A 25,795-nucleotide genomic window follows, 5' to 3' on the forward strand; every position below is an offset into this window, starting at 1 on the left:
TCCGTCGCGGTGCGGCCGGCGGTTTCGCGACATCGCGACGCAAGGCCACCGCGCCCCCTCCCCTTTGCGCGCGCCGCGGACTATGTCTGGCGCTTCGCAGTCCCGAGGTCCGCCATGTCATCCACCCCGTCCGTTTCCCGGTCCGACGCCACGGACATGGTCAGCGCAGAACGCCCCGTCGGACAGGCGCTGATGCGGGGATGGCGCGGCCGTTGTCCCGCCTGCGGCGCGGGCCCGATCCTGCGCGGATATCTGGCGGTGCGCGACACCTGCCCGTCCTGCGGGCAGGCCCTGCACCATCACCGGGCAGACGACGGCCCGGCCTATCTGACGATCCTGATCGTCGGGCATGTGATGGCCCCGCTGCTTCTGTACGTCTTCACCGCGTGGCGCCCCGATCCGCTGACGCTGGCTTCGGTGTTCACCGTCGGCACCGTGGCGCTGTCGCTCTACCTGCTGCCGCGGCTGAAGGGCGCGCTGATCGGCATGCAATGGGCCAGGCGGATGCACGGCTTCGGTGGCCATGACGCGTGACCACCAGGCGATCCGTCCCGCCGCCACGGTGATCCTGTGGCGGGCCGGGCCGGATGGCCATCAGGTGCTGATGGGCCAGCGCGGCAGCGGCGCGGCCTTCATGCCGTCGAAATTCGTGTTTCCCGGCGGCGCCGTCGATGCCGATGATGCCGCCGTGCCGCTGGCCAGCGCGCTGCCCGCCCCCTGCCATGCCCGCTTGCGCCAGGAGGCGCCGGATGGCCCCTCACCCGAGGCGCTCGCAGCGGCGGCGATCCGCGAACTGCATGAGGAAACCGGTCTCGCGATGGCCGCGCCGGCGCCCGTTTCGGTGCCGGATACGCCCGGCTGGGCGGTGTTCGGCCGCATGGGCACGGCGCCCGCCGCGTCCCCCCTGCGCTTCGTGTTCCGCGCGATCACGCCGCCCGGGCGCAGCCGCCGCTTCGACGCCAGGTTCTTTCTTGCACCCGCGGCGGCGGCGACCGGCGATGCCGACCGCTTCGCCGGAGCCTCCGGGGAACTGGCCCACCTGCGATGGATCGGCCTCGACGCGGCGCGCGCGCTCGACCTGCCCTTCATCACCGAGGTCGTTCTGGCCGAGGTGACGGTGCTGCTACGCGCCGGGGGCCATCCGGTCGGGGTGCCGTTCTTCGACAACCGCACCGACCGCCCCACCTTCCGGCGCCTGCTCTGACAGGCCCCGCGCCGTCCAGCCGGGAACCCACAGCGGATGCGCCACCGGATCCTTGGCATGGAACAGGAAGGACCGGAAGACCTCGGCATAGGACCGGTAGACATAGCCGTCGTTGCGCCGCAGATAGTGCATGCGCTGCGCGGCATAAAGCGCAGGCAGCCGATACCATGCCACGGCCGGGTGCATGTGGTGCACGACATGCAGGTTGTTGTTCAGGAACAGCAGCGCCAGCGGCCCGCGATCCTCGATCACCACGGTGCGTGCGCGGGCGGCCTCATGCGCGCGGTGTTCCAGGAAGGTGCGTATCTTCAGCAATCCATGGCCGATCCAGGCGGCCAGCAGATAGGCCCACCACGGCATCGCCGCGATCCACAGCCAGGCAACCACCGGCAGCAGCCCCGCCAGATGCAGCAGCCAGTCGCGCCGTACTGCCCTGTCGCCCGCAACGATGGCCCGCAGTTCGGCCCGCAGCCACAGCGCGTTTCCCAGGACCGGCCCGATCACGATTCGCCCCAGCAGGGTGTTGTTCATCCACAGAACCGCCCGCACCGGGCCCGGCAGACGCGACCAGACCGCCGGGTCCAGATAGTTGGACTCCGGGTCGTCATAGGGGTCGGTCAGGATCGGGTCGTGATGGTGGGCCAGGTGGGTGTCGCGGAACCGGCCGTAGGGCACGGTCAGCGACAGCGCGGGCGTCATCAGCACCTCGTTCAGCCGGGCATCGGCAAAGGGATGGCCGTGCAGCGCCTCGTGCTGCAACGAGGAATACTGCGCAATCGCAAGGCCGGTCAGCAGGATCGCCAGGATCGGTGAGGCCTGCCAGGCCAGGCTGGTGCCCACAAGCCAGACCGCCCAGGTGGCAGCCATCATCAGGATTGTTGGCCATTCGACTCGGGCGCGTTCGCGCAAGATGATGACTCCGAAAGGGAATTCAGCATGATGTAACACTTGCGCGGCTGTTGCGATATCGGGTAGATACGCAACATATGGTCATCGTTGGTGATAAATATCAGCAATGTCGGAAATTCATGACAAGCGCGACCGCGCAACGCTGTTCCGCGCCCGGCTGGCCGAGGCGATGACGGACCGTGGCTTGTCGCAATCGGCACTGGCCCGCGCCTGCGGCGTCGACCGCTCGACCGTCTCGCAGTTGCTTGCGCCGGGCAAGCGCATGCCGAACGCCGACCTGGCCGCCGCCTGCGCGCAGGCCCTGGGCATTTCGGCAGACTGGCTGCTTGGCCTTTCCGAACGCCCCGAACCCCTGGCCGACATCCTTGCCGCCTCGCTTTCGGTGGCCGAGGCGCCGCGCGCCCTGATCGACGAGACGATCTTTTCCTGGCACCGCGAGGCGGCGGGCTACAAGATCCGGCATGTTCCCGCGACCCTGCCCGACATGCTCAAGACCCGCGCGATGCTGATGTGGGAATATGAAATGCAGCTGGGCCGGTCCGCCGAACAGGCCATCGGCGCCTCCGAGGATCGCCAGGCATGGATGCGGCAGGCCCGCAGCGACTATGAGATCGCGCTGCCGCTGCACGAACTGGCGGCCTTTGCCTCCGGCACCGGATATTACGACGGGCTTTCGGCCGGGATGCGGCGCGACCAGCTTGACCACCTGATCGACCTGACCCAGACGCTCTATCCCTCGCTGCGGCTCTACCTTTTCGATGCGCGGCGGGTCTTTTCCGCCCCGGTCACCGTGTTCGGCCCGCTGCTGGCGGTGATCTACCTGGGGCGGTATTACTTCGCCTTCCGCGACCGCGCGCGGGTCGACCGGATCGCGGCCCATTTCGACAGCCTGGTGCGCGAGGCGACGATGGGCGCGCGCGAGGTGCCGGGCCACCTGGCCGCGCTGCGGGCGGGGCTGGGGTGACGGACGGATGTTAACAAGTGATGAAGATCACCACCTCAAACCATTGAAATCATTGACGCCAGGAAGCGTCCCACGATGGGACGCTCAGCGCAGGCGCCGCATCAGCCGCCGGTCATAGCCGTTGAAGTCGAATATCTCCTCAGCGGCCCGCAGCCGGTCCTCGGCCGGACTGCCGGACCGGTCGAGCACAAAGCCGAATTCGCCCGACGGCGTGCCGACGGCCAGCGTGCGATAGCCCTCGTCGGACCAGACGACCCACCAGGGCGCCATCCCGGCAACGGTCAGCCTGCCCGGCCCGGCGGGCCGCAGGGCTCCCCCCACCGGGACGACCCGTCCGTTCAGGCAAAGCTGCCCCGCCACCCGCCCGTCCGCCCCGATGCGCAGGACGCCCGCGCATTCCGCTGCCCCGGGCGCCGCGAAGGCCGCGACCTGCCGCCACGCGCCCGGCAGGCGCGCGGGGTCGAAGGCCGCCACCGAATAGATCGGCGCGGCAGGCGCCCGGAAGGGCGCAACCGATGGCGCCGGCGCCGCGCAGGCGGCAAGGCCCAGCAGCAGGATCAGCCCCGCTAGTCGAGACATTGCGTCATCCGCCGCCCCATGTCGTCCAGCACCTCGTTGCAGCCGAACAGCGGCCGCACCGGCGCGCAGGTTCCGGAACGCGCCAGGCATTCCCCCTCGCAGTCGCCCTTGCGGCGGCAGGATCGCAGCCCGTCGCGCGTCGGCAGCTGGCACGCGGCAAGCCCGGCCTTCCCGAGCGACAGATAGGTGCCGCCCTGCCGCGTGCACGCCGCCGCCTGGGGCGACGGACGAACCGGCGGGGGCACTGCCTCGGGCGCAGGCGGCGCGGCCTCGGGCCCGGGTGCGGACGGCGCGGCGGTCTCGGGCGCCGCAGGCGGCCCGGCAGCCGCCGATGCCTCGGCCGCCGGGGCATCCAGCGTCGTCACCTCGATCGCGGCGGCATCGGGCGGCACGGGGCGCGGCTCTGCCCCCGGCAGGGTGCAGGCCGCCAGCATCAACCCGGCAAGAACCAGCCCGCGCACACCGGCACCCCGTCAGTACGGCATCGGATGATCGCGCCGCGCGAGGGCGATCTCGGCCATCACCTCGGGCGTCAGTTCCAGATCGACAGCCCCGATGTTGGTGGCCAGGTGATCAAGCGTCGTGGCCCCGAGGATCGGGATGCAGGGGAAGGGCCGCGTGCGGACAAAGGCGATGGCCATCGCACAGGGATCGATTCCATGGCGCGCGGCGATACCCAGGTAGGCCGCGACCGCAGGAAAGACCTGTGGCGTGATCCGCCCGCCAAGGTCGGGCGTGATCGACCGCCGTGTCCCCTCGGGCGTCACGTCGCCCGCATACTTCCCCGACAGAAGCCCCGCCGCCAGCGGCGAGAATGCCATCAGGGGCATGTTCTCCATGGCCGAGAACTCGGCCCAGTCGCTGTCGAACTGACGGCAGAGCAGCGAGTATTCGTTCTGCACGGTCATCATCCGCGGTCCGCCCGTGACCTCGGCGCGCGCGATCCACTGGCTGGCGCCCCAGACGGTTTCGTTCGACACGCCGATTGCCCGCAGCTTTCCCTCGGCGATCAGGTCCGCAGCCACACCCAGCACATCATCCATGTGCGCGATCGCCGAGGCGCGATCCGAGGGTGGCACATAGCCCCAGATGCGCCGGAAGTGATAGCTGCCCCGGTTCGGCCAGTGCAGCTGGTAGAGGTCGATGTAATCGGTCTGAAGCCGCGCGAGCGAGGCGTCGACCGAGGCGCGGACCTGCGCGCCGGTGATCGGGGCGCCGTCGCGCACCGCCGCCTGCCCCGCACCGGAGATCTTGGTCGCCAGTTGCACATGTTCGCGGCCGCCTTCGCGGGCGAACCATGTGCCGATGATGCGTTCGGTCTCGCCCACGGTCTCGGCGCGCACAGGGTTGGTGGGATACATCTCGGCGGTGTCCCAGAAGGTCACGCCCCGCTCGAGCGCCAGCGCGATTTGGTCATGCGCTGCCCGCGTCGTGGTCTGGCTGCCCCAGGTCATCGTGCCCAGGCAAACCTCGGATACCTCGATCCCGCTGTGTCCAAGGGGAATCCGGCGCATGGTGCTCTCCTGTCCTGTGTCGTCGGATGGCCGGACCCTAACCGTCGTCACGGCGGGGGCAAGCAAAAAGGGCGTGGGCGGCCGGTCGGCGCCCGCCGTCCGCACCCCGAAGAAACGCCCGACGGCGGACTTCGGGCGCAACGCCACTGGACCCCATCCGAAAAACACGGTCAGGATGGCACTTGCCATGCGCCTGATGATTTCCTTTGCCGCCCTCTTCCTGTCCGTCGTCCTGCTGCAACTTGGCTCGGGCGGGGTGGCGGTGCTCGACGCGATATCGGGTGTCACGCTCGGCTTCTCGACGGGGCAGATCGGGCTTCTGGGTTCCGCGCATTTCTTCGGCTTCTTCATCGGATGCTGGTGGGCGCCGCGGCTGATGGGCCAGGTCGGGCATTCGCGCGCCTTCGCGGCCTTCACGGCCGCGGGCACCATCGGCATCCTTGCGCACATGCTCGTGGTCGACGCCTATGCCTGGAGCATCATGCGCATGGCCTCGGGGCTGTGCGTCGCGGGGTGCTACACGATCATCGAGGCGTGGATGCAGGCCAAGGTGACGAACGCGACGCGGGGCCGCGCGATGGGCGTCTACCGCGTGGTCGACATCATGGGAAACCTGGGCGCCCAGCTGATGATCGGGGTCCTGGAACCGGCGTCCTACGTGTCCTACAACCTGCTGGCCCTGCTGTGCTGCGCGGCAATCTTCCCGCTCACGCTGACCCGGGCCGAGGCGCCGGAAACCGGCGCCGCGCCGCGCCTGCGTCCGCGCCTGGCATGGGACCGGTCCCCCCTCGCCGCGGCCGGGGTGGTGGTTTCGGGCATCACCGGCGCCTCGTTCCGGATGGTCGGCCCTGTCTATGGCATCGAGGTCGGGCTGCGCGCCGACCAGATCGCGCTGTTCCTTGCGGCCTATGTGCTGGGGGGCGCATTTGCGCAGGTGCCGGTGGGCTGGCTTGCCGACCGCTATGACCGACGATCGGTGCTGATCGGCCTTTCGGTCGCGGCGATCGCAGCCTGCACCGCCACCGTGCTGCTGTCCGGGTCGGGTACTGTCGCCGTCTTCGTCACCGCCGCAGCCTTCGGATTTGCCACGATGCCGGTCTATTCCGTCTCGACCGCGCATGCGCACGACTTTGCGGCAAGCCACGAACGCGTCGAATTGTCGGCGGCGCACATGTTTCTTTATGCGGTCGGCGCGATTGCCGCGCCATGGCTGGCCTCGCTGGTGATCGAGGGCTTCGGTCCCTCGGCCATGTTCCTGATGATCGCCGCGTCGCATGTCGCGCTCATCATCTTCGGGATCGCGCGGATGCGGTCGCGCCCTGCCGCGGGCCGGGAACGCACGGCCTATACCTACGAGCCGCGCACCTCGTTCCTGATCGGACGGCTGCTGCGCCGGGCGCGCGAGCGCGACCGCGACTGACCGGCCGCGGTCAGGCAGCGACAACGCGTTGAATTCCGCCGGGGAGCGCCGCGCCCGACACGCGGCAACCGATGCTGGCACCTGCCTTGCGCATAGGCTAGACGATGCGCGTCGAAGGCAGGGATAGACGCATGGCCCGCATACTGATCACCTCCGCCATTCCCTACATCAATGGGATCAAGCATCTCGGGAACCTGGTCGGATCGCAGCTGCCCGCCGATCTGTACGCGCGCTACATGCGTGCGCGCGGCCATGAGGTGATGTTCATCTGCGCGACCGACGAACACGGCACGCCGGCCGAACTGGCCGCTGCCAAGGCGGGCAAGCCCGTGGCGGACTACTGCACCGAGATGCATGCCGTGCAGGCGGACCTTGCGGCGGGGTTCCGGCTGTCCTTCGACCATTTCGGGCGTTCGTCGTCGGCCCGCAATCACCGCCTGACCCAGCACTTTGCCGGTCGGCTTGCGGATGCCGGGCTGATCGCCGAGGTGTCCGAGAAGCAGATGTTCTCGAACGCCGACAACCGGTTCCTGCCGGACCGCTACATCGAGGGCACCTGCCCCAACTGCGGCTACGACCGCGCCCGCGGCGACCAGTGCGAGAACTGCACGAAGCAGCTCGATCCGACGGACCTGATCAACCCCCGCTCGGCCATCTCGGGTTCGACCGATCTGGAGGTGCGCGAGACCAAGCACCTTTACCTTCGGCAGCGCGCCCTGCGTGACCGGCTGCGCGAATGGATCACCACGCGGACAGACTGGCCGGTGCTGACCACCTCGATCGCCCTGAAATGGCTGGACGACGGCGAGGGGCTGCAGGACCGCGGGATCACCCGGGACCTGTTCTGGGGTGTGCCGGTCAAGCGGGGCGACAGCGACTGGCCGGGGATGGAGGGCAAGGTCTTCTATGTCTGGTTCGACGCGCCGATCGAGTACATCGCGGGCACCGCCGAATGGGCCGATGCCCATGGCCTGCCCGAGGCCGCGTGGCGCCGCTGGTGGCGGCTGGACGAAGGAGCCGGCGACGTGCGCTACGTGCAGTTCATGGGCAAGGACAACGTGCCCTTCCACACCCTGTCCTTCCCCGTCACCATCATGGGCTCGGGTGAGCCGTGGAAGCTGGTCGACTACATCAAATCCTTCAACTACCTGAATTATGACGGCGGCCAGTTCAGCACCTCGCAGGGCCGCGGGGTGTTCATGGATCAGGCGCTGTCGATCCTGCCGGCGGACTATTGGCGGTGGTGGCTGCTGTCGCATGCTCCGGAATCCGCCGACAGCGAATTCACCTGGGAGAACTTCCAGGCGGGCGTGAACAAGGATCTGGCCGATGTGCTGGGCAATCTGGTGAGCCGCGTCACCAAGTTCGCTCGCTCGAAGTTCGGTGAGGCCCTGCCGGACGGCGGGGCATGGGGCGAGCGGGAAGACGCCCTGGTCCGGGAGCTGGCGGAACGGCTGGCAGCCTATGAGGCCGCCATGGAGGCCATCGAGGTGCGCCGCGCGGCGCAGGAATTGCGGGCGATCTGGGTTGCCGGCAACGAATACCTGCAATCCGCGGCACCGTGGTCCGTCGTCAAGACCGACCCGGCGCAGGCCGCCGCCCAGGTGCGGCTGGCATTGAACCTGATCCGGCTTTATGCCGTGCTGTCGCGCCCCTTCATCCCCGACGCTGCGGCGGCGATGATGGCCGCGATGCAGTGTGACGACTGGACGTGGCCCGCCGACATGGCGGCCGCCCTGTCGCTGCTTCCGGTCGGCCACGCCTTTGCGGTGCCGGAAAACCTGTTCCGCAAGATCACCGACGAGGAGCGTCAGGACTGGCAGACGCGATTCGCGGGCCGCAGGACGTAAGACCGGCGCACCTTCCCACGCCCCCTGACCGGTTCCGATGCGGCGTCGCGCTGGCGCCGCATTTTTCTTTCGTTTTGGGGTCTTGCGCAAACGATTGCGCAACCGGGCCGTCTGCGCTATTCTTGTGGAACACGACGGGCGGCCGCAGACACCTTGGGAGGGGACGTGGCAGACGGTGGTACGACGCTCAAGGCGCTTGCGGCGGAACTGGGGATATCCCCGGCCACCGTGTCGCGGGCCCTGGCCGGGAACCCCCGCATCTCGGATGAAACGCGCAAGCGGGTGGCAGCGGCGGCAAGGGCCGCAGGCTATGTGCCCAATCGCGCGGCGCAGTCCCTGGTATCGGGCCGGGCATCCGGCTTCGCCGGTCTTGTGCTGCAGGACCCGGGCTACGGCCGCGAGCCGAGCTATCTGGGTGAGTTCGTGCAGGGTCTGGGCCAGGGCCTGGCCGAGCGCGGCATCGACCTGTTTCTCAGCTTCATTCCGAATGGCCAGTCGGAACTGGCCATCATCCGCAACATCGTGACGACACGCCGGGCCGACGGTCTGGTGCTGGCGCGAACGTCCGAGGTGGACCCGCGTGTCGACTGGCTTCTGGGCAACGGCTTTCCCTTCGTGACCCATGGCCGGACCGGCGCTGAGACCGGCGCGTTCGACTGGATCGACACCGATGGCGAAGCCGCCTTCGCCCGGGCATTCGACTTGCTTTACGGACTCGGGCATCGACGCTTCGGATTGGTCACGATCGAGGAACCGATGGCGTTCCGCCGCCATCGCACCGAGGGCCTGGCCAATGCGCTCGCCCGGGCCGGGGATGCGGAACTGCGCGTCGCCACGTCGCCGCGCCACGATGCGCAGCGGCGCCGCGAGGTGATCCGCGATCTGCTGGGACGCCCCGACCGCCCCACGGCGATCCTCTGCCTGTTCGACAGCCTGGCGCTCGCCGTGCTGGAAGAAGCCGCCGAGATGGGGTTTTCCGTTCCGCGCGACCTGTCCGTCATCGGCTTCGACAACATCGCCGCCGCCGCCCACGCCCGCCCGGCGCTGACCACATTCGACAGCGACACGCTGGCGGCCGCCCATGCGCTTGCCGACATGCTGGCCGACCGGATCACCCGGCCCGCCGCGCCGCCGCGCCATCGCCTGATCACACCGCGCCTTGTGCTGCGCCACAGCCATGGGCCGGTGCCCGACTGATCGACTGACAAGAACATCTGCACAACGGGAGGATACGATGCAGAGACCGAACCATCCCCTGAAGACCTTCACGCTCGTCATCGGACTTGGCGCGCTTGCGGCAGGCACCGCCGCCGCCGAGCCGCTGTTCTGGTCCACCCAGGCCAAGCCCGTCGAGGAAAGCCAGAAGATGCGCGAGCAGGTGCTGTCGGGCTTTCCGGGCGGCGTCGACTACCAGCCTTCGGACGAGGGCCCCTGGCTGACACGCCTTCAGGCCGAGGTGCAGGCCGGTTCCGGCACGATTGCCGTTCTGGGCGGGCTGCACGGTGATCTTTCGGGACTGGGCGCAAGCCTGGTGGACCTTTCGGGCGCCGCCGCCGATGGCGTCGGTCCCGCGCTCATGGACCTCGGCAAGCTGGGCACCTCGGAACAGAAGTACATTCCCTGGATGCAGGCGACCTATCTGATGGTGGCCAACCGCAAGGCGCTTGACCATCTGCCTGCCGGGGCCGACCTCAACGCCCTGACCTACGACCAGCTGATCGAATGGGCCGCCGCGCTGAACACCGCGACGGGTGGGCCGAAGTTCGGATTTCCCGCCGGTCCGCGCGGCCTGAAGCACCGGTTCTTCCAGGGTTTCATGCTGCCCGCCTACACCGCATCGACGGTCAGCGAATTCCGCTCGGCCGAGGCCGAGGCAGCATGGGGCAAGTTCAGGGAACTCTGGGCGCACACCAACCCCGCCTCGACCAACTACAACTTCATGCAGGAACAGCTGGTGACCGAGGAGGTCTGGCTGGCCTTCGACCACGTCGCCCGGATCGCCGATGCCTTCAACCAGCGGCCCGACGATTTCGTGGCCTTCCCGGCCCCGGCAGGGCCCAAGGGCCGGGCCTTCATGCCCGTCATCGCAGGGATCGCGGTGCCGGTGACAGCGCCGGATCAGGCGCAGTCGAAAGCACTGGTCGACTACATGCTGAAGGCGGAAACGCAGGTCGCCACGCTGCGTGCCACCAACTTCTTCCCGGTGAAGGATGTCGAACTGCCCGACGACATGCCGCCATCGGTCAAGGCATCCGGTCCGGCCATCGCGGCGATGACCGGAGCGCCCGATGCGCTGCCTGCCCTGCTGCCCATGGGCCTTGGCGACAAGGGCGGCCAGTTCAACCAGATCTACATCGACACGTTCGAACAGATCGTCCTCGGCGGCCGCGATATTCGGCAGGTTCTGGATGCCCAGGCCGAGGTGCTGCGCGCGCTGATGGTCGAGGCGAACGCCCCCTGCTGGGCGCCCGACAAGCCGTCCGAGGGACCCTGCCCGGTCAACTGACGCCCGGCCCCGCCGCGCCTCCTGCATCGCTGGGGGCGCGGCCACGAACGCGACCGACCCACGGGGGCGCCCGCGCCCCCGCTCACCGCCCGCCGCGAGGATCGGCCATGCCCCGCAGCCTTCCCTATCTTCTGCTTCTGCCGGCGACGCTGTTCCTGTGCGTCTTCTTCCTGTATCCGTTCGTTCTGGTCGCCATCGACGCCTTCACGCGGAACGGCGCCTGGACGACCGAGAACTTCACCCGGATGACCGGGCACTGGAAGTTCGGAACGACCTTCTGGAACACGATGCTGCTGGCCGCCGTCGTGGTCCCGATCCAGCTGGTGATGGCGCTGACCATGGCCTCGGTCGTGACGAAGCTCGACCGGGGGCGGTCCACCATCCTCTACATCTTCGCAATACCGCTCGGCATCTCGGATCTGGCTGCCGGTCTGGTCTGGCTCACGATCTTCGAACAGTCGGGCTTCCTCAACTCGATGCTCACCGGGTTCGGGGTGCTCGACAAGCCTGTCCTGTTCCTCGGCTACCAGAACCCCTGGGCGATCTTCATCGCCATCGTGCTGGCCGAGGTCTGGCGCGCGACCGCGATCATGATGGTGATCATCGTCGCGGGAATGGGCCTGATCCCCAAGGAATACGGCGAGGCGGCAGAGGTCTTCGGCGCGTCGCGGTGGCAGCGCTTCACGCGGGTCACGCTGCCGATGCTGAAGCCAAGCCTGCAGACCGCACTGATCCTGCGGGTGATCCTTGCCTTCGAGGTGTTCGCGGTCGTCGCGGCCCTTGGCGGCACCAATTTCCCGGTGCTGATGGGCGAAACCTACCACTGGCAGTTCGCGATGCAGGAACGCGGTGTCGCCGCCGCCTATGCCATGGTGATCCTTGGAATCTCGATCGCCTTCACCCTGGTCCTGCTGCGCCTGCTTCACGTGCCGAAGGGGGCCCGGACATGACCGATACCAGCAATGCCCCCGATGCGATCCGCCGGTCAGGTCGCTGGGTGTTCGTCACCGGCGTGACGCTGCTCTGCCTCTGGGTCCTGGTGCCGATCTACCTGCTGATGGTGAACGCGCTGTCCGCCCCGGCCGAGGTGACCGCATTCCCCAAACGGTTCTGGCCATCGTTCGATACCGCCTCGCTCGAATTCTTCTTCGGGTTCCGCGGCGTGGTCGATGCGCTGTGGAACTCGGTGAAGGTCGCCGCCGTCACGATGGTGCTGGCGATCGGGCTTGGCGCACCGGCGGGCTATGCGCTGTCCCGCTTCGATTTTCCCGGGAAGGAGGCGTTCCGCTTTCTGGTGATCATGACGCGGGCCTTTCCGCTGCCGCTGCTCGCCTTGCCGCTGGCGGTCATGTTCATCCGCACCGGGCTGGATGACACGATCCTGGGCCTGGCCCTGGTCCATGCCACGCTGGCCCTGCCCTTCGCGGTGCTGATCACCTTTTCGCTGTTTTCCGGCATCCCGCTGGAGCTGGAAGAGGCCGCCTGGACCCTGGGGTGCACGCGGGTGCAGGCATTCATCAAGGTGGTGCTTCCGCTGGCCGCCCCCGGCATCGCCGCCAGCGCGGTCTTTGCCTTCGTGATCTCGTGGAATGAGGTCTTTGCCGCCGCTGTCCTGACCATCGAGAACCGCACGCTGACGGCGTTCCTCCTGCAATCGCTGGACGTGTCGCCCCTGCACCTGAAGTTCGCGGGCGGGGCCGCGCTCGTGATCCCGGCACTGCTGTTCATCTTTGCGGTGCGGAAATACCTGTTCGCGATGTGGGGCATCGCCAACCGATAGGAGTTTGCCATGGCCGAAATCCGCATCAGGGGTGTCGCCAAGTCCTTCGGCGCCTTCACCGCGCTGCACGAGGTGGACCTGACGATCGCCGACCGTGAGTTCATGGTCCTGCTCGGGGCCTCGGGCTGCGGCAAGACCACCTTGCTGCGCATCATCGCGGGCCTCGAGACGCCTTCGAAGGGCGAGGTCTGGATCGGCGACAGGCGGGTCGATCACCTGCCCCCGCGCGAACGCGGTATTGCCATGGTGTTCCAGAACTACGCGGTCTTTCCGCATCTGACCGTGTTCGAGAACATCGCCTTCGGCCTTCGGATGAAGCGGCTGCCGCAGGCCGAGGTGGACAGGCGCGTCAAGCGCACCGCCGAACTGATGCATATCGAGATGCTGCTGAAGCGTTATTCGGGCCAGTTGTCCGGTGGCCAGCGGCAGCGCGTGGCGGTTGCCCGCGCCCTGGCGATGGAGCCCGATGTCATCCTGATGGACGAACCGCTGTCGAACCTTGACGCACTGCTGCGGATGGAGATGCGCGCCGAACTGAAGGGCGTGCTGGCGGAATCGAATACCACGACCATCTATGTCACCCACGACCAGGTCGAGGCGATGAGCATGGCCGACCGGATCGCGGTGATGAACGGCGGGCGGATCGTGCAGGCGGCCCCGCCCGTCGAGGTCTACCGCAACCCGGCGGCGCGCTTCGTCGGCAGCTTCATCGGCAACCCGCCGATGAACTTCCTGCCCGCGACACGCGCACCGGGTGGCTGGCAGGTCGCCGGCCGCCTGTTTCCCGGCCCCGAAACCGCCCGGGACCGCATCGACTTTGCGATCCGCCCCGAAGACATGGCACCGGCGCCCGACGGCATCACCGCCACCGTCCGGGTGGTCGAACCGCTGGGGCCGCATACGCTGGTCACGGCAGATGCCGACGGCGCCCTTCTGCGCGCCATTCTCGATTCCAACCTCACCCCGGCGCCGGGCGACCGCCTGACGCTGGCCCCGCAACCCGACCGCATCCGCTGGTTCGACCCCGAGACACAGAAGGCCCTGTGATGACAGATCTGTCCGCCGCCGCCATCGACATCCTGCGCGAAAACGACCGAGGGACCTACACGGTGCCGACGCGCGGTCTGTATCCCTTTCAGTGGAACTGGGATTCCTGCCTGACCGCGCTTGGCCAGCGACATTTCGACGAAGCCCGGGCCTGGACCGAGATCGAGACGCTGTTCGCCCATCAGTGGCCATGCGGAATGGTGCCGCATATCGTGTTCCACAAGCATGACGACGGGTACTTTCCCGGGCCCGACGTATGGGCAACGGGGCGCCCGGTGGCGACCTCGGGCATCACGCAACCCGCGGTCGCGGGCTTTGCCCTGCGCCGCCTGTTCGACCGTGCCGCGGACCGCGCCGCGGCCGAAACCCGCGTGCGCGCGCTGCTTCCCAGGGTGGCGGCCTGGCACCGCTGGTTCTTTCGGACCCGCGATCCCGAGGCCGAGGGGCTGGTGGCCATCATCCATCCCTGGGAATCGGGGCGTGACAATTCGATCGACTGGGACGTCGCCTTCGACCGCGTCCCGACCGAGGGCATTGCCCCCTACACCCGCCGTGACACCCAGCACGCAAACCCCGAACACCGCCCGACCAAGGCGCAGTACGACCGCTATCTCTGGCTGGTCGAACACTTCCGCAGCCTGGGATGGGATACCGCGCAGCTGCACGACGCCTCGCCCTTCCGCATCGTCGATCCGGGGTTCAACGCCATCCTGCTGCGGGCCTGCGCCGATCTGGCCGATCTGGCCGAGACGCTGGGCGATGGCCATGTCGCCGCCGAGAACCGCGCCTTCGCCGAACGTGGCGTGGCAGCGATGGAGTCGCTCTGGTCCGAGGCGGACGGGCAGTATCTGTGCCGCGACCGGGTGAGTGGCGAACTGGTCCCTTCGCGCTCGATCGGCGGGCTGCTGGCGGCGTTTGCCGCGGTCCCGGCTGCCCGTGCGGGGGCAATCGCGCGGTCGATTGCCGCGCATGGGGCACCTTTTCGCGTCGCCAGCCACGCCCCCGACGATCCTCGCTTCGACGCCAAGCGCTACTGGCGCGGCCCGGTCTGGCTGGTGGTGAACTACATGATCGCCGACGGGCTGGCCCGCGCGGGCGAGACGGCCGCCGCCGAGGCGATCACGCGCGCCTCGCTCGACCTGATCCGGACATCGGGGTTCGCAGAGTATTACGATCCCCATACCGGCGAACCGCTGGGAGGCGGGCGCTTCACCTGGACTGCCGCAATGGTGCTGGAGTTCCTGGCGATGGATAGGTTGGAATCGTGAAGATCCTCGCCATCGGAGCGCATCCGGACGATGTGGAGATATTCGTTTTCGGTAGCCTGATGGCGTGGCGCGCGATGGGCGCGGCAGTCTCGGTGGCCGTTGCGACCGATGGCGCGGCAGGCGGGCAGGCACCGCCCGACGCGCTGCGCGCCACCCGCCGCTCCGAGGCCGAGGCCGCAGCCGCCGCGCTAGGCACCATGCCGCGCTTCCTGGACTTTCCAGATGGTCGCCTGATGGCGGATGCCACCCTGGACCGCGCGCTGCGCGAGGTGATCGCAGACCTGTCCCCCGACCTGATCGTGACCCATGCCCCGGGTGACTATCACGCCGACCACCGCGCCCTCTCGGCGGCGGTCAGCCAGGCCGCGAACTTCGCGGCCCCTGTGCTGCACATGGACACGATGGGCGGCACCGGCTTTGCACCGACGCACTGGGTGGATGTGACGGCGCACTGGCCCGCGAAATGCGCGGCGATCCGTGCCCATGCCAGCCAGAGGCCGGAACGCTTCGTCGCCCTGGCAGAGCGCACCGCCGCCTTCCGCGCCGGTGAGTGCAATGCCCCGCCCGAGGCGCGGGCCGAGGCATTCCACTTTGCCCCGCGCTTTCCCTTTGCCGATATCCGCATGCTTCTTCCCCCGGCGCCACCCCTGCGCCCGGTCGGTCTGCCCCGCTAGCCGCCCGCTTCACCGCATCGTGCGTCGGTCACCCTTGGCGCGGATGGCGAAGTGCTTTGCGGCGCCCGGGTGGCGTGCGACACTGCGGCGACAGGCGGACGCATGGGGTGGCCCGGATTGGACGGAACGCTGCGGCGCGCAGTCGAGGCGGGGCAGGAACGGACGGCGACAGCCGGACCCGGCCCTGCCGCCCTGCCCGCGCGCGTCGGCGCCGAGATCGCCCGGCGCGAAGCCGCAGCGGAACGCACGATCGGCTGGGCGCAGCTGGTATTCGTGCTGTTCTTCAGCCTGCTGTACGCCATCGCACCCCGGGCCGAAGGTGGCGAGGGGCAGAGCCTTGTGCCCGCGACGCTGGCCGCATATTTCGTCTTCACGCTGTTCCGGCTGATCCTGTCCTACCGGCGTGTGCTGCCCGACTGGTTCCTGATGCTGTCGATCCTGGTCGACGTGGCGCTGCTGTGCGGGCTCATCTTCTCGTTCCACATCCAGTATGCGCAGCCGCCCGCCTTCTATCTGAAGGCGCCGACGATGATCCATTTCTTCATCTTCATCAGCCTTCGCGCGCTGCGCTTCGATCCGCGCTTCGTGTTGCTCGCCGGGTTGGCTTCGGTGGCCGGCTGGATGAGCATGGTCGCCTATGCGCTTCTGTCGGACATGGGCAAGATGTATGTGACACGCAACTACGTCGAGTACCTGACCTCGAACGCCATCCTTGTCGGGGCAGAGATCGACAAGGCGGCGGCGCTTCTGTCGGTCACCCTGATCCTGTCCTTCGCGCTCTACCGGGCAAGGTCCGTGCTGATGGATGCGATAGCGTCGCGCAGCGCGGCCGATGACCTGTCGCAGTTCTTCGCGCCCGATGTGGCGCGGACCATCACCCATGCCGAGGCGATGCCGGTTGCGGGACAGTCCGAGGTGCGCGAGGCCGCGATCCTGTTTCTGGATGTGCGGGGGTTCACACCGACCGCCGCAGGCATGGAGCCGGGCGCCGTGATGGCCGTGCTCGGCCGCTACCAGCAGATCGCGCTTGACGTCATCGGGGCGCGGGGCGGGCAGATCGACAAGTTCCTGGGCGACGGCATCCTGGCGACCTTCGGTGCGGTACGCGACAGCGCGACACCGGCGGCCGATGCGCTGCTGGCGGCCTCGACGGCGATAGCCGAGATGGATCGGCATGCCGCCGAGTTTGCAGCGCTCGGATGGCCCGGCGTGTTTCGCACGGGCGCCGGGGTTGCCGCCGGGTCCGTCACGGCGGGCGTCGTCGGCGCGGCGGGGCGGCTGGAGTTCACCGTGATCGGCGACGCGGTGAACCGCGCGGCCAAGTTCGAGGCAGCGAACAAGATGCTCGGTAGCAGGGTGCTGACCGACTCGGCCACGCTGGCGGCCGCGCAGGCGCAGGGCTTCGATGCCGGCGGCGTGGTGCAGCGGACCGGCGTTCGCGTGCCCGGGGTCGCGGCGCCGGTCGATCTGGCGGTGCTGGCATGATCGCGCCGGCCGAGGCACCCCGCTGGCAACTGCGGGCGACCGATCTGCGGATCGGAACCGGGCTGGTCCTGTTCGCCTATGCCACGACGCACATGATCAACCACGCGCTCGGCCTGTGGTCGTTCGAGGCGATGCAGGCCGGCCAGGACCTGCGGCTGTCGATCACCCGCAACCCGCTGGGGACCGGCGTGCTGTTCACCGCCATCCTGGTGCATTTCGCGCTTGGCGTGGCCTCGGTGCTGCGGATGCGATCGTGGCAGATGGGCATGCGCAACCTTGTCCAGCTGGGGTTTGGTCTGGCGATTCCTGTGTTCCTGATCCGCCATGTCTGGGACACGCGCGGGGTGTCCGAGCTGTTCGGAATCGACGACAGCTATGCCTATGCGCTCTGGGGGATGTGGCCGAACGAGGGGTTGAACCAGGCGCTTCTGATGCTGGCGGTATGGGGGCATGGCTGCGTCGGCCTGCATCACTGGCTGAACCGGAACGAAGGATACCGGCGGACGGTGTGGCTGTGGTACGGGCTTGCGGTTCTGCTGCCCGCGCTGTCCTACGCCGGATTCGTGACGGCGGCGCGGGCGTTCAAGGCGACCGGCGTCTATCGCAATCCGTTCAAGCCTGGCGAGTGGGACATCCTGCTGGATCGCATCGCCTGGTCGGAAACCGTCTATGTGCTGGTGCTGGCAGGGCTGGCGGGCATCTGGGCGATGTCGATTGCGCGCGACCGGCTGCGCCCGCGCATCGCCGTCAGCTATGCAGGCGGCACACGCGTCCTGGCGCCGCCGGGGCAAACCGTGCTGGACACAAGTCGGCAGAACCGCATCCCCCATGCCTCGGTCTGCGGCGGGCGGGCACGGTGCTCGACCTGCCGGGTGCGCGTGCTTGAAACTGCGGCAGAGCTGCCGCCGGTCGGGGCGGTCGAGGCGCAGGTGCTGGCGCGGGTCGGGGCCCCCGGCAACGTGCGGCTGGCCTGCCAGTTGCGCCCCGAGGCAGACCTGACCGTGTCGCCGCTGTTGCCCGGACGGCGCGACAGCCTGCGGCGGGTGCGGCTCGACCGCTATCACTGGGGGGTGGAGCAGGAAGTGACGATCCTGTTCGCCGACCTGCGCGGCTTCACCAGGATGTCCGAGGGCAAGCTGCCCTTCGATGTGGTGTTCCTGCTGAACCAGTTCCTCGGCCAGATGGCCGGCGCGATCGAGGACACGGGCGGCCATGTCGACAAGTTCATGGGTGACGGGATCATGGCGATCTACGGCATGGACCGTCCCATGGCCCTGGGTGCGGCGCAGGCGATTGACGGCGCAAGGGCCATGGGCGGCGTCCTGGGATCGCTGAACCAGTCGCTGCGCGAGGATCTGCCAAGTCCGCTGTCCATGGGCATCGGGCTGCACGCGGGACCGGCGATCCTCGGCCGGATCGGCGCGGCCGAACGCAGCGAGGCGGCGGCGCAGCTGACCGCCCTGGGCGAGACCGTCAACGTGGCCTCCCGGCTGGAGGCGGCAACCAAGGAGCTTGGCGTGCAGGCCATCGTTTCGGCGGCCTGCATGGCGGTGTCGGGCCTGACGCCCGGGCAGGGCCTTGTGCGGCACGGTCTGTCGGTGCGGGGCAAGAGCACCACGGTCGATGTCTGGGCGGCGCGGATCGCGACCGATCTGCCCGATCCCCGGGCGGGGGAGAGGTGATGCCGCGATGACGGGCGACCCCGCTGCGGTGGATTGGCTGGCAGGGCTGCCGGTGTTCGGCAGCTTTGCCGATGTCGCGGACGAGATCCGCTATGCCCCGCTGCCGGATGGCTGGTCGCTTGCGATGTCGGATGTCGTGGCCTCTGGCCAGGCGATTGCGGCGGGCCGCTACAAGGCGGTGAACATGGCGGCGGCGGCGGTGATCACGGCCGTGCTGAACGGCAGCGGGCTGCGCGATCTGCCCTTCGTGTTCGGCGGTGACGGCGCGGCCATCGCGGTGCCACCCGGGGCCGAAGGCGCCGCCCGGGCGGCCCTTGCCGCTGCCGCGACATGGATCGCCGAGGAGATGGCGCTGACCATGCGGGTGGCCATGGTGCCGGTGGCGGCGATCCGCGCCGCAGGGCGCGACATGCGCGTGGCGCGGATGCGCGCCAGCGACGACGTCGCCTTCGCACTGTTCGCGGGCGGCGGTTCGGCCTGGGCCGAGGCCGAGATGAAGGCCGGACGGTTTGCCGTTGCCCCGGCAGCGCCGGGAACCCGGCCCGACCTGGCGGGCCTGTCCTGCCGGTGGAACCCGCTGGCGGCACGGCGCGGCAACATCGTGTCGCTGATCGTCGCGCCGGAACCGGGCGCCGATCCGGCGTCGTTCCGCGCCCTCGTCGCCGATCTGACCGCGATCGCGGCCGAGACGGCGGGCGGTGGCCACCCCCTGCCCGCCGAGGGGCCCGCGCCAGAGGTGCATTTCGGCGGCGTCGCGGCCGAGGCGCGGGCGCAGGCACCGCCGGGGCGTCGCCTGCGCGCCCGGATCGCGATCGCCGCGCAGATCGTGTTGACCGTGATCCTGCACCGTACCGGCTGGCGGCTTGCCGGATTCGACGCCCGGGCCTACGCGCGCGAAGTCACGGCGAACAGCGATTTTCGCAAGTTCGACGACGGGCTGAAGATGACGCTCGACATCGGGGACACCGGGCTGGCGCGCATCGTGGCGCGGCTGGACCGGGCGCGCGCCGACGGCGTGGCCCGTCACGGGCTGCACCGGCAGGACGCGGCGCTGATCACCTGCATCGTGCCATCGGTCACACAGCGCGACCACATCCACTTCGTCGATGGCGCGGGCGGCGGCTATGCCGAGGCGGCGCGCGCCATGAAGGCCGCCGCAGATGCAGCTTGATCGGCCCGGCCGCTTGGGCTTGAGTGACCTGCCGCATACCGGAACCGTCGCGCGACCATGATCGAGCCGAACATCACCCGCTACATCTGGACCCATACCCGGACCCAGCAGGCCTGGGTGCTGTCCATCGTGGTGATCTCGATGATCCCCTACTACATGTCCTTCAACCTGCCCAAGGACATCGTGAACGGTCCGATCCAGGGCGCGGGGTTCGAGGAGCCGGGCGCAACGCAGACCTTCCTGCGCTTCGCGCCGGACCTGCCGGTCATCGGCCAGGTTACCATCCTGCCCGGGTGGGATCTGGACCGGATGGGGATGCTGTTCGCGCTCAGCTTCGTGTTCCTCGGGCTGGTCGTGGTCAACGGACTCTTCAAGTTCTACATCAACACCTACAAGGGCCGGCTGGGTGAACGGCTGCTGCGGCGGCTGCGGTTCAACCTGATCGACCATATCCTGCGCTTCCCGCCCGCAACCTTCAAACGCCTCAAGCCGGCCGAAGTCGCGGGCATGGTGAAGGACGAGGTCGAGCCGATGGGCGGGTTCGCGGGCGAGGCCTTTGTGACGCCTGCGCTGCTGGGCGGGCAGGCTGCGACGGCACTGCTGTTCATCTTCGTGCAAAGCGTTCCGCTGGGCCTGATGACGGCGGCCATCGTTGCCGTGCAGGCGCTGCTGATCCCGCGGCTCCGGCGGCGGCTGCTGGTGCTGGGGCGTCAGCGGCAGTTGACCGCGCGCGAACTGGCCGGACGGGTCAGCGAGATCGTCGAGGGCATCCAGACGGTGCATGCCTATGATACCTCGAACTGGGAACGCGCCGACGTCGGGGCGCGGCTGGGCCGGATCTTCAAGATCCGGTTCGACATCTACCAGTGGAAGTTCATGGTGAAGTTCATCAACAACTTCCTGGCGCAGGTCACGCCATTCCTGTTCTACATCGTGGGCGGATGGCTGGCGCTGAATGGGCGCCTCGACATCGGACAGCTTGTCGCCGTGATCGCCGCCTACAAGGATCTGCCGGGTCCGCTGAAGGAGCTGATCGACTGGGACCAGAACCGGCAGGACGTGCAGGTGAAGTACCAGACGGTCGTCAGCCAGTTCGCCGTCGAGGGGGTGATGGACCCGTCGCTTCAGGCCGTGTCGGTCGAGGCGGCGTCAGGGCGACTTGGTGCGCCGCTGGCCGCGCAGGGTCTGATCGTGGCCGATGACAGCGGGGCGGTGGCGCTTGACGGCGTGACCTTTGCGCTGCGTCCCGGCGAGACGGTGGCCCTTGTCGGCCCCACGGGATCGGGGACGGACACGCTGGCCGAGGCGTTGGCGCGGGTGGTCTGGCCCACTGCGGGCCGGGTCACGGCAGGCGAAACCGACCTGCGCGACCTGCCCGAGTGGGTGACCGGCAGGGCCGTGACCTATGCCGGTCCGGATCCGTTCTTCTTTTTCGGCACGGTCCGCGACAACCTGGTCTATGGCCTGCGCCACGCGCCGCTGCGCGAAGCCGATCTGGACAGCGCCGCGCGCGCGCACCGCGACTGGGCCAGAGCCGAGGCCCGGCGGGCCGGCAACCCCGAACATGACGTTGACGGCGACTGGATCGACTATGCCCACGCCGGTTGCGCCGACCCGAAATTGCTTTGGACACAGGTGTTTGCGGCACTGGAAACCGTGGCGCTGACCCGCGATGTCCTGGATTTCGCGCTGCGGTCGAGCATCGACCCTGCCGCTCACCCGCATCTGGCCGAACGGATCGTGGCGATGCGGGCCGACCTGCGGACGGCACTGCGCGCGCAGTCGCTGGACGACCTGATCGTTCCGTTCGAGCCGGGCGCCTACAATGCCGAGGCGCCGGTGCTGGAGAACCTGCTGTTTGGCCACGCGCGGGCACCCGAACTCGGGCCGTCCGACATTGGCCAGAACAGCTATTTCCGCACCATCCTCGCGCAATCCGGGCTCGACAACCGGCTCTACGACATGGGGCGCGAGATTGCGCGCACGGCGGTCGAGCTGTTCGGCGACCTGCCGCCCGATCATCCCTTGCTGCAGCAGCAGACGCTGGTGACGGCGGACGACCTGCCGGATTTCAGCGCGATCCTCGCGCGGCTTGACGCGCCGGGCGTGCAGGCCACGGCCGCCGACCGGACGCGCATGATCCGCCTGAGTTTCGCCTATGTCGAGCCGCGCCACCGCTTCGGTCTGATGACCCCTGCGCTGATGGCCGAGATCGTGGCCTTCCGCGCAGCCTTCCGCGAGGCGATGCCGCAGTCGCTGCGCGACGGGTTCGAACCCTACGATCCCGGGCGGTTCATCGGGTCCTCGACCCTGCTGGACAACATGCTGTTCGGTCGGATCAGCCAGAAATACCGCGACGGAACCGAACGGATCTACGGCGTGGTGACGGGGCTGCTGCAGCCGCTGGGGCTGCATGACGCGGTTCTGAACATCGGGCTCGAATTCCACATGGGCAGCGGGGGCAAGCGGTTGACGGCAGCGCAGCGGCAGAAGCTGGCCTTGGCGCGGGCCCTGCTGCGGCAGTCGGACTACTACGTCTTCAACCGGCCTCTCTCGGCGCTCGACCCGCGGACGCAGGACCAGCTCCTGCGGGCCACGCTGGCACATCTGCGCCGCGGCGGGCGCTCCCCGGGCATCGCCTGGGCGCTTGCCACGCCCCTGCTGGCCGCGCAGTTCGACCGGGTGGCAGTTCTGGACAAGGGGCGTATCGTGGAAGAGGGATCGGTCACGGAATTGACCGAAAAGAACGGTTTCTTCGCCGGGATGATGTCGGCATAATCGAAGCGGGGCACGCTTCGCGTCGGAAGGGTAGGTCCGGAGTGGCGCTGAACGAAGAAGTGACGATGCTGCGGCAGGTGCCGCTGTTCGCGGGCGTTTCGCCGCCGCGGCTCAAGCTGATTGCCTTCAGCTCGGAGCGCGTGACCTATCGCCCCGGGGAAATCCTGTGCCTGCAGGGCGAGGCGGGGGATGCGGCCTTTGTGATCCTGTCGGGTCTGGCCGAGGTTCTGGTGGACGGGCCGAAAGGGCCGAACCGGGTGGCGGAACTGTCCGAAAACGCCGTGGTGGGCGAGATCGCGATCCTGTGCGACGTCGCCCGCACCGCGACCGTAAAGGCGGTGACCCAGGTCGAGGCGCTGCGGATCGGGAAGGAGAACTTCCTGAAACTCATGCATGATTTCCCCGAAATGGCGATCGAGGTGGTCCGCGTTCTGGCCGACCGGCTGAGCCGGACGACCCAGGAACTTGCGCAGGCGAAAAGCCGCCTCGAGAAAGGCATGCACTGACCGGCGCGGCCACCCCGGCGGAGATGCTGGACGAGGCGGGGTTTCGCATCGTCCTTTGGGGGGTGCGCGGCAGCCTGCCGGTGGCCGGCGCCCGGGCCGGCCGCTATGGCGGCAACACGATCTGCATCGAGATGCGGCTGGGGCCGCATTGCCTGTTCTTCGACGCAGGCACGGGGCTGCCTGCGGCGGGGGCGGACTTTGCCGCCGCCGGGCGGCGGCAGGCCACGCTGTTCCTGAGCCATGCGCATTACGATCACATGCTTGGCCTGCCGTTCTTCAAGCCGCTGTGGGACGACCGCGTTTCGCTGGACATCTGGTCGGGGCATCTGGCCGGGCGGATGACCACCGCGGGGATCGTCGAAGGGTTCATGCGCGAGCCGTATTTTCCCATTGGTCCCAGCATGTTCCGGGCAAGGGTCGGGATGCGCGACTTCCGGCCGGGCGAGGTGATCGAGCCGCATCCCGGGCTGCGGGTGCGCAGCGCAGCGCTGAACCATCCCGGGGGCGCGGTGGGGTTCAGGGTCGAATGGGCCGGGCGGGCGGTGGCGGTGATCACCGATACCGAGCATGACCCCGGCAACCCCGATCCGGTGGTCCTGTCGCTGGCCGAGGGGGCCGACCTGATGCTGTATGACGCGGCCTATGACGATGCCGAGTTTACCCGGCTTTGCGGTTTCGGCCATTCGACCTGGCAGGAGGGGGTGCGGCTGGCCCGGGCGGCGGGGGTGCGGCGGCTGGGGCTGATCCATCATGCGGAATGGCGGATGCCCGCCGATCTGGACCGGATCGGGCGGCAGGCGCGCACCGCCTTTCCCCGGGCGTTCATGGGGCGTGACGGGCAGGTGATCGACCTGCAACGGCGCGGCGGGGCGAATCGGGGTTAACGCGCTGAACGGTCATGGAAACCCGCGTCGGTTTCCCGTCCCGCCCGCGTCGGTTCCGCGTATGGCATCCGTCCCGACAGGCCGCGCCCCGGGGGCGGGGTTAACGCAACGCGCGCCGGGGTGTCACTTTCGGGCGTAGACGTCATCGTATCGCACGATGTCATCCTCGCCGAGGTAGCTGCCGGTCTGCACCTCGATCAGCACCATGTCGACCTTGCCGGGGTTTTCCATGCGATGCGTCGCGCCGAGCGGGATGTAGACCGACTGGTTTTCCGACACGAGCTGAACCGTCTCGCCGATCGTCACGCGGGCGGTGCCGCGCACCACGATCCAGTGCTCGGCCCGGTGGAAATGCGATTGCAGGCTGAGCGCCGCCCCGGGGTGGACCACGATCCGCTTGACCTGGAACCGGTCACCGATGGCCAGACTTTCGAACCAGCCCCATGGCCGATGGTCGCGCGGGAAGGTCTCGGCCTGCCGCGCCTGGCGCGTCTTGAGCGCCGAGACCGCCAGCCGGACGTCCTGCGCGCGGTCCTTTGATGCCACCAGCACGGCGTCGGGCATGGCCACGGCGACGATCCCCGACAGGCCGATGCCGACGAGTTCGACGCCCTCGGATTCGGACCGCAGCAGGCTGTCGGTGCATTCGATGGCGGTGACGGCGCCGCGCGTGGCGACGCCCTGCGCGTCGGGCCCGCTTTCGCGCCAGACGGCATCCCATCCGCCGAGGTCGGACCATGTGCCGTCATAGGGCTGGACCGAGAGGTTCGGCGCCTTTTCCATCACCGCATAGTCGATGGAGATGTCGGGCAGCGCGGCCCAGGGTGCCGGGGCAAGGCGGGTGAACCCGAGATCGGGCCGGGCATCGCGGAGCGCGGCGGTCACGCCGGCCAGGATGTCGGGCGCGTGGTCGCGGAAGGCCGCGACCAGCGTGCCCGCCGTGAACAGGAAGATGCCGGCGTTCCACAGGTGGCGCCCGTCGGCCAGCATCGCGGCGGCCCGGGCCGCATCGGGTTTCTCGACAAAGGCGGCGAGGGGCTGAGGGCCGGTGCTGCCGGGTGCCGGGGACGGGCCGAGTTCGAGATAGCCATAGCCGGTTTCGGGCCGGTCGGGGCGGATGCCGAAGGTCACGATGCGCCCCGCCCGCGCGGCGGGCAGCGCGGCCGCCACGGTGGCGCGGAAGGCGGCGGCATCCGGGATCAGGTGGTCCGAGGGCGCGACCAGAACCGCCGCGTCGTCGCCGTCGCGGGCATGCAGCCACAGCGCCCCGGCCAGGACGGCGGCGGCGGTGTTGCGGCCGGCCGGTTCGATCAGGATACCCGCCGGTTCGTGCCCGGCGGCGGCCATCTGCTCGCGCACGATGAATCGGAAATCGTCGTTGGTGACGATCAGGGGTGCGGAAAAGCCCGGACCGCAGTTGCGCGTCACCGAGGCCTGGAACAGCGTGTCGCCGTCGGTCAGCGCGGCGAACTGCTTGGGATAGCTCTTGCGCGAGAGCGGCCAGAGGCGGGTGCCGGAGCCGCCGCAGAGGATGACCGGGGTTATGCTGCCGTCCACGTTTCCGCCCTCTGCCA

The 25,795-nt window shown here is 68.8% G+C and carries 23 protein-coding genes; 18 read left to right on the top strand and 5 right to left on the bottom strand.

The window, feature by feature from the left end:
* Window positions 1–114 precede the first annotated feature (114 nt).
* Together KF887_17515 and KF887_17520 are read left to right on the top strand one after the other, a co-directional pair.
* Window positions 115–534: a DUF983 domain-containing protein gene (locus KF887_17515; protein ID QYK41154.1), complete on the top strand. Its 420-nt coding sequence runs from the start codon at window positions 115–117 to the stop codon at window positions 532–534.
* Entirely contained in the window at window positions 524–1,204 is a 681-nt protein-coding gene (locus KF887_17520) for an NUDIX domain-containing protein (protein QYK41155.1), read from the top strand. The genes KF887_17515 and KF887_17520 overlap by 11 nt, the downstream gene beginning before the upstream one ends.
* On the opposite strand, the gene KF887_17525 is transcribed toward KF887_17520, so the two are convergent.
* Window positions 1,124–2,074, bottom strand: coding sequence for a fatty acid desaturase (locus tag KF887_17525; GenBank protein QYK41156.1), 951 nt, complete (start codon window positions 2,072–2,074; stop codon window positions 1,124–1,126). The genes KF887_17520 and KF887_17525 overlap by 81 nt on opposite strands.
* A gap of 145 nt (window positions 2,075–2,219) precedes the next feature.
* On the opposite strand from KF887_17525, the gene KF887_17530 reads away from it, so the two are divergent.
* On the top strand, window positions 2,220–3,077 hold the full coding sequence (locus tag KF887_17530; protein ID QYK41157.1) for a helix-turn-helix transcriptional regulator: 858 nt from the start codon (window positions 2,220–2,222) through the stop codon (window positions 3,075–3,077).
* 84 nt (window positions 3,078–3,161) lie between these two features.
* On the opposite strand, the gene KF887_17535 is transcribed toward KF887_17530, so the two are convergent.
* The 3 genes from KF887_17535 to KF887_17545 are packed head-to-tail and all read right to left on the bottom strand — an operon-like array spanning window position 3,162 to window position 5,170.
* Complete coding sequence (locus KF887_17535) at window positions 3,162–3,656, bottom strand: lipocalin (GenBank protein ID QYK41158.1); 495 nt, start codon at window positions 3,654–3,656, stop codon at window positions 3,162–3,164.
* A complete protein-coding gene (locus KF887_17540; protein ID QYK41159.1) occupies window positions 3,644–4,117 on the bottom strand; it encodes a hypothetical protein in 474 nt (157 codons plus the stop codon). The genes KF887_17535 and KF887_17540 overlap by 13 nt, the downstream gene beginning before the upstream one ends.
* A 12-nt stretch (window positions 4,118–4,129) precedes the next feature.
* Window positions 4,130–5,170, bottom strand: coding sequence for an aldo/keto reductase (locus KF887_17545; protein QYK41160.1), 1,041 nt, complete (start codon window positions 5,168–5,170; stop codon window positions 4,130–4,132).
* A gap of 187 nt (window positions 5,171–5,357) precedes the next feature.
* On the opposite strand from KF887_17545, the gene KF887_17550 reads away from it, so the two are divergent.
* From KF887_17550 to KF887_17620, 15 genes are all read left to right on the top strand, one after another.
* A complete protein-coding gene (locus KF887_17550; protein ID QYK43633.1) occupies window positions 5,358–6,590 on the top strand; it encodes an MFS transporter in 1,233 nt (410 codons plus the stop codon).
* 131 nt (window positions 6,591–6,721) lie between these two features.
* On the top strand, window positions 6,722–8,440 hold the full coding sequence (gene metG, locus KF887_17555; protein QYK41161.1) for a methionine--tRNA ligase: 1,719 nt from the start codon (window positions 6,722–6,724) through the stop codon (window positions 8,438–8,440).
* A 165-nt stretch (window positions 8,441–8,605) separates the two neighbouring features.
* Entirely contained in the window at window positions 8,606–9,637 is a 1,032-nt protein-coding gene (locus KF887_17560) for a LacI family DNA-binding transcriptional regulator (GenBank protein ID QYK41162.1), read from the top strand.
* A 37-nt stretch (window positions 9,638–9,674) separates the two neighbouring features.
* Window positions 9,675–10,946 (top strand): carbohydrate ABC transporter substrate-binding protein, encoded by a 1,272-nt coding sequence (locus tag KF887_17565; protein QYK41163.1) that lies wholly within the window; start codon window positions 9,675–9,677, stop codon window positions 10,944–10,946.
* Between the two features lie 107 nt (window positions 10,947–11,053).
* Entirely contained in the window at window positions 11,054–11,896 is an 843-nt protein-coding gene (locus tag KF887_17570) for a sugar ABC transporter permease (protein ID QYK41164.1), read from the top strand.
* On the top strand, window positions 11,893–12,726 hold the full coding sequence (locus KF887_17575) for a carbohydrate ABC transporter permease (protein QYK41165.1): 834 nt from the start codon (window positions 11,893–11,895) through the stop codon (window positions 12,724–12,726). Before KF887_17570 ends, KF887_17575 begins: the two co-directional genes overlap by 4 nt.
* Window positions 12,727–12,735: 9 nt before the next feature.
* Window positions 12,736–13,773 carry an ABC transporter ATP-binding protein gene (locus KF887_17580; protein QYK41166.1) on the top strand — a complete coding sequence of 346 codons (1,038 nt, stop codon included), beginning with the start codon at window positions 12,736–12,738 and terminating at the stop codon, window positions 13,771–13,773.
* Window positions 13,773–15,041, top strand: coding sequence for a hypothetical protein (locus KF887_17585; protein QYK41167.1), 1,269 nt, complete (start codon window positions 13,773–13,775; stop codon window positions 15,039–15,041). Before KF887_17580 ends, KF887_17585 begins: the two co-directional genes overlap by 1 nt.
* A complete protein-coding gene (locus tag KF887_17590; GenBank protein QYK41168.1) occupies window positions 15,038–15,715 on the top strand; it encodes a PIG-L family deacetylase in 678 nt (225 codons plus the stop codon). The genes KF887_17585 and KF887_17590 overlap by 4 nt, the downstream gene beginning before the upstream one ends.
* A 102-nt stretch (window positions 15,716–15,817) precedes the next feature.
* Window positions 15,818–17,200 (top strand): adenylate/guanylate cyclase domain-containing protein, encoded by a 1,383-nt coding sequence (locus tag KF887_17595; protein QYK41169.1) that lies wholly within the window; start codon window positions 15,818–15,820, stop codon window positions 17,198–17,200.
* Window positions 17,197–18,882: an adenylate/guanylate cyclase domain-containing protein gene (locus tag KF887_17600; GenBank protein ID QYK41170.1), complete on the top strand. Its 1,686-nt coding sequence runs from the start codon at window positions 17,197–17,199 to the stop codon at window positions 18,880–18,882. Before KF887_17595 ends, KF887_17600 begins: the two co-directional genes overlap by 4 nt.
* Window positions 18,883–18,889: 7 nt before the next feature.
* Window positions 18,890–20,053, top strand: coding sequence for a DUF3095 domain-containing protein (locus KF887_17605; GenBank protein ID QYK41171.1), 1,164 nt, complete (start codon window positions 18,890–18,892; stop codon window positions 20,051–20,053).
* A gap of 57 nt (window positions 20,054–20,110) precedes the next feature.
* Window positions 20,111–22,831: an ATP-binding cassette domain-containing protein gene (locus KF887_17610; protein QYK41172.1), complete on the top strand. Its 2,721-nt coding sequence runs from the start codon at window positions 20,111–20,113 to the stop codon at window positions 22,829–22,831.
* 41 nt (window positions 22,832–22,872) lie between these two features.
* Window positions 22,873–23,337, top strand: coding sequence for a cyclic nucleotide-binding domain-containing protein (locus KF887_17615; protein QYK41173.1), 465 nt, complete (start codon window positions 22,873–22,875; stop codon window positions 23,335–23,337).
* Between the two features lie 23 nt (window positions 23,338–23,360).
* Entirely contained in the window at window positions 23,361–24,221 is an 861-nt protein-coding gene (locus KF887_17620) for an MBL fold metallo-hydrolase (protein ID QYK41174.1), read from the top strand.
* 123 nt (window positions 24,222–24,344) lie between these two features.
* Here the strand turns inward: KF887_17620 and KF887_17625 are convergent, their stop codons facing one another.
* A complete protein-coding gene (locus KF887_17625) occupies window positions 24,345–25,778 on the bottom strand; it encodes a mannose-1-phosphate guanylyltransferase/mannose-6-phosphate isomerase (protein ID QYK41175.1) in 1,434 nt (477 codons plus the stop codon).
* Window positions 25,779–25,795: the final 17 nt, after the last annotated feature.

Source organism: Paracoccaceae bacterium (genome assembly GCA_019454225.1).
GTDB lineage: Bacteria > Pseudomonadota > Alphaproteobacteria > Rhodobacterales > Rhodobacteraceae.

Bases quoted from the DNA above. Each gene is read 5' to 3' on its own strand.
- KF887_17515 (QYK41154.1), top strand. From the start codon at position 115: ATGTCATCCACCCCGTCCGTTTCCCGGTCCGACGCCACGGACATGGTC.
- KF887_17520 (QYK41155.1), top strand. From the start codon at position 524: ATGACGCGTGACCACCAGGCGATCCGTCCCGCCGCCACGGTGATCCTG.
- KF887_17525 (QYK41156.1), bottom strand. From the start codon at position 2,074: ATGATGGCTGCCACCTGGGCGGTCTGGCTTGTGGGCACCAGCCTGGCC.
- KF887_17530 (QYK41157.1), top strand. From the start codon at position 2,220: ATGTCGGAAATTCATGACAAGCGCGACCGCGCAACGCTGTTCCGCGCC.
- KF887_17535 (QYK41158.1), bottom strand. From the start codon at position 3,656: ATGTCTCGACTAGCGGGGCTGATCCTGCTGCTGGGCCTTGCCGCCTGC.
- KF887_17545 (QYK41160.1), bottom strand. From the start codon at position 5,170: ATGCGCCGGATTCCCCTTGGACACAGCGGGATCGAGGTATCCGAGGTT.
- KF887_17550 (QYK43633.1), top strand. From the start codon at position 5,358: ATGCGCCTGATGATTTCCTTTGCCGCCCTCTTCCTGTCCGTCGTCCTG.
- metG (QYK41161.1), top strand. From the start codon at position 6,722: ATGGCCCGCATACTGATCACCTCCGCCATTCCCTACATCAATGGGATC.
- KF887_17565 (QYK41163.1), top strand. From the start codon at position 9,675: ATGCAGAGACCGAACCATCCCCTGAAGACCTTCACGCTCGTCATCGGA.
- KF887_17570 (QYK41164.1), top strand. From the start codon at position 11,054: ATGCCCCGCAGCCTTCCCTATCTTCTGCTTCTGCCGGCGACGCTGTTC.
- KF887_17575 (QYK41165.1), top strand. From the start codon at position 11,893: ATGACCGATACCAGCAATGCCCCCGATGCGATCCGCCGGTCAGGTCGC.
- KF887_17580 (QYK41166.1), top strand. From the start codon at position 12,736: ATGGCCGAAATCCGCATCAGGGGTGTCGCCAAGTCCTTCGGCGCCTTC.
- KF887_17585 (QYK41167.1), top strand. From the start codon at position 13,773: ATGACAGATCTGTCCGCCGCCGCCATCGACATCCTGCGCGAAAACGAC.
- KF887_17595 (QYK41169.1), top strand. From the start codon at position 15,818: ATGGGGTGGCCCGGATTGGACGGAACGCTGCGGCGCGCAGTCGAGGCG.
- KF887_17600 (QYK41170.1), top strand. From the start codon at position 17,197: ATGATCGCGCCGGCCGAGGCACCCCGCTGGCAACTGCGGGCGACCGAT.
- KF887_17605 (QYK41171.1), top strand. From the start codon at position 18,890: ATGACGGGCGACCCCGCTGCGGTGGATTGGCTGGCAGGGCTGCCGGTG.
- KF887_17610 (QYK41172.1), top strand. From the start codon at position 20,111: ATGATCGAGCCGAACATCACCCGCTACATCTGGACCCATACCCGGACC.
- KF887_17620 (QYK41174.1), top strand. From the start codon at position 23,361: ATGCTGGACGAGGCGGGGTTTCGCATCGTCCTTTGGGGGGTGCGCGGC.